This is a genomic window from Microbacterium sp. STRO-1N, from assembly GCF_057748015.1.
This window is the reverse complement of the sequence record NZ_CM173234.1, coordinates 1,353,607-1,365,902: the sequence shown is the minus strand read 5'-3', so window position 1 is coordinate 1,365,902 and position 12,296 is coordinate 1,353,607. Positions and strand designations below refer to the sequence as shown.

Below are 12,296 nucleotides of genomic sequence, written 5' to 3'. Positions count from 1 at the left end.
CGGGCCCAGCGCCCACGACGGAGGGAGCGAGGATGCCGGCAGACCTGCACGGCGACGTCATCGACGACCTCGGACGCCGCATCGTCGCCGGTGAGCTCCCCGACGGTGAGATTCTGACGCTCGCACAGCTCGAGTCGGAGTACGGCGCATCGCGCACGCTCGTCAGAGAGGCCGTCCGGGTCCTCGAGAGCATGGGGATGCTGGCATCCCGCCGCCGCGTCGGCATCACCGTCCAGCCGCGCGCCCGGTGGGACGAGTTCGATCCGAAACTCATCCAGTGGACGCTCGCCGGCCCGCAGCGGCAGCAGCACCTCGAGGCTCTCATGGAGCTGCGCGTCGCCGTCGAGCCGATGGCCGCTGCCCTGGCAGCCCGGCGCGCGAGCGACGAGCAGCGCATCGAGATCAGGCGCCTCGCCGAGGTGCTCGACGACCTCGGACGCCGAGAGCTCGGCGACACACCCGAGTACCTCGACGCGGATCTGCGGTTTCACGCGCTCGTCCTCACGGCATCGGGGAACCCGTTGCTGGCTGCTCTGGAGCGGCCGGTCCACGAGGTGCTCACCGGGAGGACCCGGCTCGGAATGCACCCGAGCACGCCGGCCCCCGGCACCCTGGAGCAGCATCTCCGCGTCGCAGTGGAGATCGCCGGAGGGGACGCCGACGCCGCCGAGCAGAACTCCCGCGAGCACCTGCGGGGCGTCTGGCACGAGATCCTTCCGGAGTCACCATGAGCATCACCGTCGAACGCATCGAGTCATCCACGCCGGCTCTGGCCGACTTCATCGCCGCCCACCACGCGGACATGGTCGGCACCGCACCGCCGGAGAGCCAGCACGCCCTGCCGCTGGAGGGTCTGCTGGTCCCCGGCGTCCGCCTGTTCGCGGCGGTCGAGGACGGCGCTCCTGTCGCGACGGGGGCGCTCGCGGCCGTCGAGGACGGGCACGAGGAGCTCAAGTCGATGCGCACCGATCCCCAGCTGCGCGGCAGAGGGATCGGACGGACGATGCTGTCGTTCCTGATCGAGGATGCGCGCAGGCGCGGCATCCGTCGGCTGTCGCTCGAGACGGGAGCCGACGATTTCTTCGCGCCGGCTCGCATGATGTACACCAGGGCCGGTTTCATCGAGTGCGAGGCGTTCGGACGCTACGCACCGGACCCGCTCAGCACCTTCATGACGCTCGCGCTGGTGCGCAGCGTGCCTGATCACCGGGCCGGCGCGCGATAATGAACGGATGAGCCAGACGGACGAGGTCGATCGGATCGTCGAGGCGTGGAACGCGCAGCGCCCCGATCTCGACTTCTCGCCGCTGGAAGTGCTCTCGCGCATGGACCGGCTCACGCGCCTCCTGGACCGGGCGCGCCGCGAGGTGTTCCGTCGCAGCGAACTGGAGCCGTGGGAGTGGGACGTGCTGTCCGCCCTGCGCCGCGCCGGCGATCCGTTCCAGCTGAGCCCGAAGCAGCTCCTGCAGCAGACTCTCGTCTCCAGCGGCACGATGACGAATCGCATCGATCGTCTCGTCATCCGACGGCTGGTGCGACGAGAGGCCGACCCCGGCGATGGCCGCAGCATCCTGGTCACGCTGACCGACGACGGTCGCATCCGCGTGGATGCCGCGATCACTCGTCTCGTCGACGTCGAAGCCGACCTGCTCCAGGCGCTCTCCCGTGGCGATCGGGACCGGCTCGCGACGCTGCTGCGCAAGCTGAGCCTGAGCTTCGACGCCTGATGGGCATGCTCTCCCCTCTGCCGGCGCGCAACGGCGTCGGCGCGACCAGACTGCACGTGCCGCTGCGCGGCGAATGGCCGACGATCGCGGACTACATGGTCGAGCGGTTCTTCCATCTGGACGCGGATCAGCTGCTGGCGCGCTTCGACGACGGCGAGATCGTCGCGCGCGACGGCAGCGCCGTGCGCAGGGACACCCCGCTGGGTGCCGAGGAGTTCGTCTGGTACTACCGTGAGCCGCCCGTGGAGACCGACATCCCGTTCGAGATCAACGTGCTCCACGAGGACCGCGACCTCGTGGTGATCGACAAACCTCACTTCCTGCCGAGCACACCGGGCGGCAAGTACCTGCAGAGCTCCGCTCTGGTCCGGCTGCGCCGCCTGCTCGGCAACGACGAACTCACCCCGATCCATCGCCTCGACCGTGCGACCGCCGGCCTGCTGATGTTCTCCGCCCGCCCCGAGACACGCGGCGCCTACCAGCTCCTGCTGCAGAACCGCCGGGTCGAGAAGGTGTACGAGGCGGTCTCCGCGCGGCCGGACGACCTGCCGCGCTTCCCGCTCGTCTACCGCAACCACATCGTGAAGGAGCGCGGGCACGTGTGCGTGCGGGTGGATGCCGAGAAGGAGCCGAACTCCGAGACGCTGATCGAGCTCCTGTCGGCCGATGATCGGGTCGTGCACACGCTGCTGCGCCCGCACACCGGCAAGATGCACCAGCTGCGCGTGCATCTGGCGGCTCTGGGCATGGGCATCCTGAACGACGGGTTCTACCCGCTGCTGCTGCCGGAGACGCCGGACGACTTCGCGCGCCCGTTGCAGCTGCTGGCGCGGGAACTGCGATTCGTCGATCCGCTCAGCGGCGCCGAGCGCGAATTCCGCACGCGGCGCACGCTGGCGTTCGCGCCGACCGCATCGCCCGGCGCGGGCGACACGAAGGCGGTTGCGGTGCGCGGTGTGATCGACTGAGTACTGGACAGGGATATCGCGCCGTCGGTGCGAGCCGGAAGGGATCACCATGGCTGACAAGCCGAACATTCTCATCATCTGGGGCGATGACATCGGCATCTCCAACCTCAGCACCTACACGGACGGCCTGATGGGCTACCGCACGCCGAACATCGACCGCATCGCCGACGAGGGCGTGAAGTTCACCGACTACTACGGCGAGCAGAGCTGCACGGCCGGCCGCGCAGCGTTCATCACGGGGCAGAACCCGTATCGCACCGGCCTCACCAAGGTGGGGATGCCCGGCGCGAAGCTGGGCCTCCAGCCCGAGGACCCGACGATCGCCGACGCGCTCAAGCACCACGGCTACGCGACCGGTCAGTTCGGCAAGAACCACCTCGGCGACCGCGACGAGCACCTGCCCACCGCGCACGGCTTCGACGAGTTCTTCGGCAACCTGTACCACCTCAACGCCGAGGAGGAGCCGGAGCACCCCGACTACCCCACCGACGAGGAGTTCCCCGGGTTCAGCGAGAAGTTCCGCCCTCGTGGCGTCATCCACTCCTGGGCGAACGCCGACGGCACCCAGAAGATCGAGGACACCGGCCCGCTGACGAAGAAGCGCATGGAGACCGTGGACGAGGAGTTCCGCGACGCCGCCGCCGACTTCATCCGCGCCAAGGCCGACGAGGACACCCCGTTCTTCGTCTGGTTCAACTCGACGCACATGCACTTCCGCACCCACACCAAGGAGGAGAGCAAGGGGCGCGCAGGGCGCTGGCAGTCGAACTACCACGACACCATGCTCGACCACGACGACACCGTGGGGAGCCTCCTCGATCTGCTCGACGAGCTGGGGCTGGCCGAGAACACGATCGTGATGTACTCGACCGACAACGGCCCGCACATGAACAGCTGGCCGGATGCAGGGATGACCCCGTTCCGCAACGAGAAGAACTCCAATTGGGAGGGCGCGTACCGCGTTCCCGCGATGGTCCGCTGGCCAGGGCGCATCCCCGCGAAGACGACCCTCAACGGCATCGTCAGCCACAACGACTGGTTCGTGACCCTGCTCGCGGCCGTCGGCGACGGCGACATCGCCGACCGCCTGAAGGAGGGAACCGAGCTGCACGGCACCGAGTTCAAGGTGCACCTGGACGGCCACAACCAGCTCGACTACATCACGGGCGAAGCGGACCACAGTCCTCGTCGGCATTTCTTCTACGTCTCGGATGACGGCGACCTCACCGCGCTGCGTTTCGACAACTGGAAGCTGGTCTTCCTCGAGCAGCGCGCGGTCGGCACGCTCAGCGTGTGGCAGGAGCCGTACATCGAGCTGCGGTTCCCGAAGCTGTTCAACCTGCGCACCGACCCGTTCGAGCGCGCCGACATCACGTCGAACACGTACTGGGACTGGGTGCTCGAACACATCTTCCTGTTCGTCCCCGCCCAGGCGTACGTCGCTCGGATGCTGCAGAGTCTGGCCGAGTTCCCGCAGCGGCAGGAGTCGGCGTCCTTCACGATCAACCAGGTGATGAAGAAGTTGGAGAACGCCACGGCCGGCGCCTCCTGACCACACACACACAGAAGGCGGGCCCGGAGCATTCCGGGCCCGCCTTCTGTGTGTGTGTGTCAGCCGATCTGCTCGGTGAGCTCGAACCAGCGCAGTTCGAGCTCTTCGATCTCGTCCTGCTGCGCCTGGATCGCCTTCATCTTCTCGCCGAGGCCGGCATAGTCGGACTGGTCGTGCTCGGCGAGCGCGTGCTTGGCCCGGTCGACCTGGTCGCTCAGCTTCTGGATGCGCCGCTCGAGCGCCGAGATCTCCTTCTGGGCGGTGCGCAGCGCCGCCCCGTCCAGAGCCTTCGGTGCGCCGGGTGCCGACGGCGAGGACTTCTGCGGCTCGGCATCCTGCAGTGCACGCAACCGCAGGTACTCGTCCACTCCCCCGGGGAGGTGCCGCAGGTGACCGCCGAGGACCGCGTACTGCTGGTCCGTGACGCGCTCGAGGAAGTACCGGTCGTGGCTGACCACCAGCAACGTCCCGGGCCAGGAGTCCAGCAGGTCCTCGATCGCCGCGAGCATGTCGGTGTCCATGTCGTTGGTCGGCTCGTCGAGGATCAGCACGTTCGGCTGGTCGAGCAGCACCAGCAGGAGCTGCAGGCGGCGCTGCTGGCCACCGGAGAGGTCCTTGACGGGAGTGGAGAGCTGAGCGGTGGAGAACCCGAGCCGCTCCAGCAGCTGACCGGGGGTGAGGTCCTGGCTCTTCGAGCCTGTCCCGAACGTGTAATCCGTGCGCAGACCCGAGATGACGACGCGCACCGGATCGTTCCAGTGCTGGGCGAGCTCATCGATGCGCTGCGTGAGCGTGCGCACCTGGACGGTTTTGCCGCGCTTGACCCGTCCGCTGGTCGGCTCGATCGTCCCGGCGACGAGGCCGAGCAGGGTCGACTTGCCTGCGCCGTTGACACCGAGGATGCCGGTGCGCTCCCCCGGGGCGATGCGCCACTCGACGTCCCGCAGCACCTCGCGAGCGGGAGCGGCAGCCGTCGCGGGATACGTCACTCCGGCATCCAGCAGATCGACGACGTCCTTGCCGAGCCGGGCCGTGGCCAGCGACTGCAACGAGACGGCGTCGCGGATCTCGGGGACGTCCTCGATGAGCTGGTTGGCCGCATCGATGCGGAATTTCGGCTTGCTCGTGCGGGCCGGGGCGCCTCGACGCAGCCAGGCGAGCTCCTTGCGTGCCAGGTTCTGACGCTTCGCCTCGGATGCCGCGGCCATTCGGTCGCGCTCGACGCGCTGCAGGATGTACGCCGCGTACCCGCCCTCGAACGGCTCGACGATGCGGTCGTGGACCTCCCACGTCTCGGTGCACACCTCGTCCAGGAACCAGCGGTCGTGCGTGACGACGAGGAAGGCGCCGGAGTTCGCGGACCAGCGCTTGTTCAGATGCGCCGCGAGCCAGGTGATCGCCTCGACGTCGAGGTGGTTGGTCGGCTCGTCCAGAGCGATGATGTCCCAGTCCTGGGTGAGCAGTGCGGCAAGGGCGACACGGCGGCGCTGGCCACCACTGAGGGAATCGACCGGTGCGTTCCAGTCCAGATCCCTCAGAAGGCCGTGGATGACATCGCGCACCCGCGCGTCGCCCGCCCACTCGTGCTCGGGGGTGTCACCGACGACGGCCTGCGCGATCGTCTGTGTGTCGTCGAGGGTGTCCGCCTGATCGAGGACGCCGACCCGCGTGCCGGCGCGCATCGTGACGCGTCCGGCATCCGGCTCCTTGCGCCCGGCGAGCATCGCCAGCAGTGAGGACTTCCCATCGCCGTTGCGGCCGACGATGCCGATGCGGTCGCCTTCTTCGATGCCCAGCGTGATGGAGTCGAAGACGACCTTGGTCGGGTATTCGAGGTGGAGGCCTTCGGCCCCGAGAAGATGTGCCATGTCCCCTCAAGGGTAGTCGCGTGGGACGGCCCGGCTCACCGCTGCTCAGCGCCGGACGAGCGCGAGCGCGGCATCCACGATCGGAGCATGCCGCGCGGCCAGAGCGTCATCCCATCGGCCGAGGAGGACGAAGGTCGCGATCCGGAACACCAGCGCGCGGACCAGCAGCTGGGCGCCATCGGGGATGTCGCGCACGAATGCGACGAGTTCGCTCCACGTCAGATCGTGCCAGCACGCCGCATCGGCGAGGACGATGGCCGATGCGTAGCCCCCTGGGCGCCAGTACGGCGCCCAGTCGATGATCGTCGGCGGCGCCTCCGGGGCGAAGAGGACGTTGCCCAGCAGATCGCCGTGCACGATCTGCGACGGCGCCTCGACGACAGCGAACGCGGATGCGAGGCGATCGAGAGTTTCATCGGCCGGCAGCTCGGCCTCCTGCCAGGCCATCCGATCCGCACACGACCAGGGGTCGTCGGCGATGTCGAGGAAGTCCGGCCTCGTGAGTCCGGCGAGAGCGCGATGGAAGCCGTCACCCGCCCGGAGCACGTCGCTCACGCGCGATTCATCCGCTGCCCCAGGGAGCCATTGCCAGGCCTCCCAGCGGTCGACGCTCCAGTTCCCTGTGCGCCCGCGTATCGGCCGAGGTGCGCGGAACGCCTCGGTGTGCTCCAGCGCGGCGAGGACATCAGCCTTCCACTGGACCTCGCCGTCCGCCTCCGAGGGACGGAGCACGATCGCTCCGGCACGCCACGCGAGACCGCGTCCGCCTGGGAGGTGCTCAAGCGGGGCATCCGATGCGCCGAAGGCCGTGAGAACGGCGTCAGACGGGCGTCGCGGCTCGGTCATGGATCGAGCTTAGATGCGTCGAGCCGCCCGGGTCGGACCCGGGCGGCTCGTTGCTGTGCGCGTCGTGCTTACTGGTACGACTCGACGATCTCGAGGAGGCTGGGGACGTTGGCGTACGCCTCGGCCGCATTCTCCTTCGTGACGATCACCGGGTCCAGCAGGTACGCCGGAACGATCTTCTCGCCGTTGTCGTACGACTCTTCGTCGTTGACCTCGACGTCTTCGCCCGCCTGCAGCTGCTGCACCATCTTGATGGACTGCTCCACGAGCAGCGTGGTGTCCTTGTTGATCGTGGAGTACTGGATGCCCTCCATGATCGACTTGACGGATTCGACCTCGGAGTCCTGACCGGTCACGACCGGAACGGGCTTGCCGGCCTGCTGCACCGAGGTGATGATCGCGCGCGCGAGCGTGTCGTTCGGCGACAGAACACCGTCGAGCACGGTCTCACCGCTGTACGAGCCGGTCAGCAGCGTGTCCATGCGGTTCTGCGCATTCTCGGCCAGCCAGCCCTCGGTCGCCGTCTGGGCGATCTCGGTCTGACCCGAGACGACGTTCAGCGTCTCGTCGTCGATCTTCTCCTGCAGGACGCTCATCGCACCGTCGAAGAAGACCTTCGAGTTGGCGTCGTCCGGCGAGCCGGAGAACAGCTCGATGTTGTACGGCGCCTCGTGACCGGCGCGCTCGGCAAGGCCCTCGAGGAGAGCGGTGCCCTGGAGCTCGCCGACCTTGAAGTTGTCGAACGCGACGTAGTAGTCGACGGCCTCGGTGTTCTCGATGAGACGGTCGTAGGCGATCACGTAGGCGCCGGCATCCTTCGCCGCCTGCACCTGCGTGGCCAGCTGCTTGCCGTCCTTCGCACCGATGATGATGACCTTGGCGCCGCCGGTGACCATCGCCTGGATCTGGTTCTGCTGCTCGGCGACCGTGTTGCTGGCAGGGGCGTACTGGACGTCGGCCTTGAAACCGGCTTCCTCCAGTCCGTCCTTGAACAGCTGGCCGGCGAGAACCCAGTTCTCGCTGGTCTTGTCCGGAAGCGCGACGCCGATCGTGGAGCCGGCTTCGAAACCGGTGGTCTCCTCGGTGCTCGAACCTTCGTCGGTTCCGCCGCCTCGTTCGCCGGAGCAGCCGGTGAGGGCGAGCGCTGCTGCGGCGACCAACGCTGTCGCCGTGACTGCCATTCTCTTCATGCGATCTCTTTCTCTGATGGTTTCTCTTGTGGTGCGGGGACTGCCGTCACTCGGACGGAGTCTCCTTCTTCCCGCTCGCGGTGCCCGCGGCGGAGGTCGGGTAGTCGGTGAGGTTCGGGGCGTCCTTCTGGTGACGCCTGCGCGTCAGGAAACCCCACACCGAGGGGCGGCCCTGCTGCTTGTTCCAGACGTCGATGCCGACGGCGAACAGCAGGACGAGACCCTTGATCATCGCGACGACGTCGGCACCCTGGCCGAGGAGGGCGAGTCCGTTGTTGAGGAAGGCCATCACGAGACCACCGATGATCGAGCCGATCACGGTTCCGATGCCGCCGGCTACGGCCGCGCCGCCGATGAACACACTGGCGATGGCGTCCAGCTCCCACCCCGTGCCGTCGTTCGGACCGGAGGCCTGCGAGCGGGCGACGAAGATCATGCCCGCCAGCGCCGCCATCATCGACATGTTCATCATCACGAAGAAGTCGACCCAGCGGTCCTTGACACCGGACAGACGCGCCGCCTGGCGGTTGCCGCCGACGGCGTAGATGTGACGGCCGAAGATCGTGTTGCGGGTGATGAACGAGTAGATGATGACCAGTGCCAGCAGGATGAGGCCGGGGACGGGGAAGCTCGTGCCGGGGCGGCCGGTTGCGAACATCCAGCCCGCAGCGAGCACGACGATCGACAGAAGCACGACCTTCGTGACGCTCACCCACAGCGGAGCGCTCTCCGAGCCCATCTTGTGCTGGAGACGTCGCGTGCGGATCTCCCAGAACACGAGCCAGGCCACGCCCAGCAGCGCCAGCACCATGGTGAGCACGTTGAACTGGAAGGGTCCGCCGATTTCCGGCAGGTAGCCGGTGCCGATGACCTGGAACCCCTTGGGAACCGGGATCGTCTGCGCGTCGCCGATGAACTGCTGGGCGCCGCGGAAGAACAGCATCCCGGCCAGCGTCACGATGAAGGCCGGCACGCCGACATACGCGACCCAGAAGCCCTGCCACGCCCCGACGAGCGCTCCGACTCCGAGACCGAGCAGGATCGCGGCCGGCCACGGGAGGTTCCACTCCGCCATCGACTTCGCCACGATGATGCCGACGAAGGCGGCGACGGAGCCGACCGACAGGTCGATGTGACCCATGATGATGACCATCACCATGCCGATGGCGAGGATCAGGATGAAGGAGTACTGATTGACGACGTTGATGAGGTTGCCGGGCGTCAGGGTGGCACCAGCGGGGTTGCGCATCACCGTGAGGATCTCGAACAGCGCGATGATGACGATCAGGCTGCCGAGGATGCCGAACTGACGCATCGAGGACGTGCTGCCCCCGAACATCTTCTTGATATCGCCGAAGTGGAAGCCCTGCTTCTGCGCGGGGGTCGTCGAGGTGCTCATGCGTTCGCCTTCTGGTTCGTGGAGGTCATGCTGCGCATGAGCGCCTCCGGAGTTGCCTGGTCACTGGGGATGCAGTCGGTGACGCGTCCCTCGAAGATCGTGTAGATGCGGTCAGAGATGCCCATCAGCTCCGGCAGCTCGCTGGAGATGACGATGACGCCTTTGCCTGCTGCGGCGAGCTCGTTGATGATCGAGTAGATCTCGTACTTCGCTCCGACGTCGATGCCGCGGGTCGGCTCGTCGAGGATCAGCAGGTCGGGATCGGTGAACATCCACTTCGCCAGCACGACCTTCTGCTGATTGCCGCCGGAGAGCTTGCCGACCCCCTCTTCGACCGTCGGCGTCTTGATGCGCAGCGCCTTGCGGTAGCGCTCGGCGACGGCGTACTCCTCGCGATCGTTCACGACGCCGCGCCGGGAGATCTTCGACAGCTTCGCCGAGACGACCGCTCGCTTGATCGTGTCGAGGAGGTTCAGCCCCAGCACCTTGCGGTCCTCGCTGACGTACGCGAGTCCGTGCCGGATGGCGGCCGAGACGTCGGGAAGCTCGATCTCCTGCCCGTCCTTGAACAGCTGACCGCCGAGGAACGTGCCGTAGGAGCGTCCGAAGATGCTCATCGCGAACTCGGTGCGCCCTGCACCCATGAGGCCGGCGATGCCGACGACCTCACCGCGTCGCACGTTCAGGCTCGACCCCTTGACCACCATGCGCTCCGAGACGGTCGGATGCTGGACCCACCAGTCCTTGACCTCGAAGAGGACCTCGCCGATCTCCGGCGTGCGGTCCGGGTAGCGGCTCTCGAGCGAGCGGCCCACCATCCCGCGGATGATGCGGTCCTCGTTGATCTCGCCCTTGGTGATGTCGAGCGTCTCGACCGTGCGGCCGTCGCGGATGATGGTGATCTCATCGGCGATCTGCTCGATCTCGTTGAGCTTGTGGCTGATGATGATCGACGCGATGCCCTTGGCCTTGAGGCCGAGGATCAGGCCGAGCAGGTGCTGCGAGTCGTTCTCGTTCAGCGCGGCGGTCGGCTCGTCGAGGATGAGGAGCTTGACGTCCTTGTTGAGCGCCTTGGCGATCTCGATGAGCTGCTGCTTGCCGACACCGAGGTGCTTGATCGCGATGTCGGGATTCTCGTCGAGGCCGACCCTGGCGAGCAGCTCGGTGGCGCGGGTCTTCGCCTTCTGCCAGTCGATGGTGCCGAAGTGCGCGATCTCGTTGCCGAGGAAGATGTTCTCGGTGATCGACAGCTCGGGGATCAGGGCGAGCTCCTGGTGGATGATCGCGATTCCGGCCTGCTCGCTGGCCGCGATGTCCTTGAAGCGCTGCTCCTGCCCGTACAGCAGGATGTCGCCGTCGTACGTGCCGTACGGGTAGACCCCCGAGAGCACCTTCATCAGAGTCGACTTGCCTGCGCCGTTCTCGCCGCAGATCGCATGGATCTCGCCAGCGCGCACGGTGATGGAGACATCGGACAGTGCCTTGACGCCAGGGAACTCCTTGGTGATGTCACGCATCTCCAGGATGGGCCCTGATACGACCGGCAACGTAGCTGTGCTGCTCACGGATCTTCCTCGATACTCTGACGGCCACTCCCAATGTGACCGTTCACATGGAACACAATATTGCGCCTCCGTCGCCCCGCTGTCAAGTGGGGCACCGAATTCGAGGCGCTATCGAGATGCGCTGGACGAGCGGATGCGCAGCAGCGGTTCGACCGGGCCGAACTGCGGAGCCGGCTCGTTGCGGATCTCGGCGAGCAGGATTCCGACCGCCCTGCGACCGAGTTCCGGGAAGTCCTGGTGCACCGTCGTCAACGGAGGCCAGACGTGCGCGGCCACCGGGATGTCGTCGAAGCCGACCACACTGACGTCGCGCGGGACGTCGAGGCCGGCATCCCGGAAGCCGTGCATCAGACCGATGGCCATCAGATCGTTCGCGGCGAACACCGCCGTGAAGTCGCGCCTGCGGGCGAGTTCGGTGCCGGCGAAATAGCCGAAGTCCGCGCTCCAGTCACCGCGGATAGGCGGGAACGTCGGCAGATCGGCCTCACGCAGCGCGTCGAGATAGCCGCGCATCCTGGACTCCGCTTCGATCCAGTCCTGCGGGCCGGCGAGATGCAGGATGTCGGTGTGCCCCTGCGCGATGAGATGCTCCGTGACGGACCGTGCGCCGGCGACCTGGTCGGCGGAATGCGTGAAGCCGTCCGACCCGGATGCCGTCTGCAGACTCACCAGCGGCACGCCGACCGCCATCCCCCGGAGGACGTTGAAGACGCGCACCTGCGGGGCGAGTGCCACGATGCCGCCGACCTGCTCGCGTCCGAGCTGGCGGATCGCCTCGCCGATCGCCTCCGGCGAGGTCGTCGGAAGGTTGACAGTGCTGACCGAGTACCCCTCGGCGCGGGCCGCGTCCTCGATGCCGGCGATCGACGATGTCGGCCCGAACTCGCCGATCGTCGCCGACAGGATGCCGAGAGTGGTCGTCGTGCTTGTCACCAGCGCGCGGGCCGCGAGGTTCGGCCGGTAGTCCAGCACCGCGATGGCATCCTGGACGCGCTTCTTGGTCTCGGGTCGGATGCTGGGGTGCTCGTTGAGAACACGGGACACGGTCTGGTGAGAGACCCCCGCCAGTCGCGCGACATCGCGGATGCTGGGAACCCGCGCACGCTCGCCTGAGGCCGCCATGGCATCGCCTCCCTTGCGTGTGCACGGTCACATCTCCGTTCCATTATGTCGCCAAAAAG

11 protein-coding genes are annotated in these 12,296 nt (G+C 67.2%); 5 read left to right on the top strand and 6 right to left on the bottom strand.

The window, feature by feature from the left end; translation table 11 throughout:
* Positions 1-32 precede the first annotated feature (32 nt).
* From AC3ANJ_RS06290 to AC3ANJ_RS06270, 5 genes are read left to right on the top strand one after another with little or no spacing between them, the layout of a single operon-like run.
* Positions 33-731 carry a FadR/GntR family transcriptional regulator gene (locus AC3ANJ_RS06290; RefSeq protein ID WP_488318735.1) on the top strand — a complete coding sequence of 233 codons (699 nt, stop codon included), beginning with the start codon at positions 33-35 and terminating at the stop codon, positions 729-731.
* Positions 728-1,225 (top strand): GNAT family N-acetyltransferase, encoded by a 498-nt coding sequence (locus tag AC3ANJ_RS06285; protein WP_488318734.1) that lies wholly within the window; start codon positions 728-730, stop codon positions 1,223-1,225. The genes AC3ANJ_RS06290 and AC3ANJ_RS06285 overlap by 4 nt, the downstream gene beginning before the upstream one ends.
* A gap of 7 nt (positions 1,226-1,232) precedes the next feature.
* The gene (locus tag AC3ANJ_RS06280) at positions 1,233-1,727 is read left to right on the top strand and encodes a MarR family winged helix-turn-helix transcriptional regulator (RefSeq protein WP_406245986.1); all 495 of its coding nucleotides are present in this window, start codon (positions 1,233-1,235) and stop codon (positions 1,725-1,727) included.
* Between the two features lie 5 nt (positions 1,728-1,732).
* Positions 1,733-2,695 (top strand): pseudouridine synthase, encoded by a 963-nt coding sequence (locus AC3ANJ_RS06275; RefSeq protein ID WP_488318733.1) that lies wholly within the window; start codon positions 1,733-1,735, stop codon positions 2,693-2,695.
* Between the two features lie 49 nt (positions 2,696-2,744).
* On the top strand, positions 2,745-4,247 hold the full coding sequence (locus AC3ANJ_RS06270) for an arylsulfatase (protein ID WP_488318732.1): 1,503 nt from the start codon (positions 2,745-2,747) through the stop codon (positions 4,245-4,247).
* Between the two features lie 59 nt (positions 4,248-4,306).
* Here the strand turns inward: AC3ANJ_RS06270 and AC3ANJ_RS06265 are convergent, their stop codons facing one another.
* The 6 genes from AC3ANJ_RS06265 to AC3ANJ_RS06240 all read right to left on the bottom strand — a co-directional run bounded on the left by AC3ANJ_RS06265 (position 4,307) and on the right by AC3ANJ_RS06240 (position 12,237).
* Complete coding sequence (locus AC3ANJ_RS06265; protein ID WP_488318731.1) at positions 4,307-6,115, bottom strand: ABC-F family ATP-binding cassette domain-containing protein; 1,809 nt, start codon at positions 6,113-6,115, stop codon at positions 4,307-4,309.
* Between the two features lie 45 nt (positions 6,116-6,160).
* The gene (locus AC3ANJ_RS06260; protein ID WP_488318730.1) at positions 6,161-6,961 is read right to left on the bottom strand and encodes a hypothetical protein; all 801 of its coding nucleotides are present in this window, start codon (positions 6,959-6,961) and stop codon (positions 6,161-6,163) included.
* Between the two features lie 68 nt (positions 6,962-7,029).
* Positions 7,030-8,151 (bottom strand): substrate-binding domain-containing protein, encoded by a 1,122-nt coding sequence (locus tag AC3ANJ_RS06255; protein WP_488318729.1) that lies wholly within the window; start codon positions 8,149-8,151, stop codon positions 7,030-7,032.
* Between the two features lie 46 nt (positions 8,152-8,197).
* Positions 8,198-9,550: a multiple monosaccharide ABC transporter permease gene (mmsB, locus tag AC3ANJ_RS06250; RefSeq protein WP_488318728.1), complete on the bottom strand. Its 1,353-nt coding sequence runs from the start codon at positions 9,548-9,550 to the stop codon at positions 8,198-8,200.
* Complete coding sequence (mmsA, locus tag AC3ANJ_RS06245; RefSeq protein WP_488319238.1) at positions 9,547-11,067, bottom strand: multiple monosaccharide ABC transporter ATP-binding protein; 1,521 nt, start codon at positions 11,065-11,067, stop codon at positions 9,547-9,549. Before mmsA ends, mmsB begins: the two co-directional genes overlap by 4 nt.
* A 156-nt stretch (positions 11,068-11,223) precedes the next feature.
* The gene (locus AC3ANJ_RS06240) at positions 11,224-12,237 is read right to left on the bottom strand and encodes a LacI family DNA-binding transcriptional regulator (protein WP_488318727.1); all 1,014 of its coding nucleotides are present in this window, start codon (positions 12,235-12,237) and stop codon (positions 11,224-11,226) included.
* Positions 12,238-12,296 lie beyond the last annotated feature (59 nt).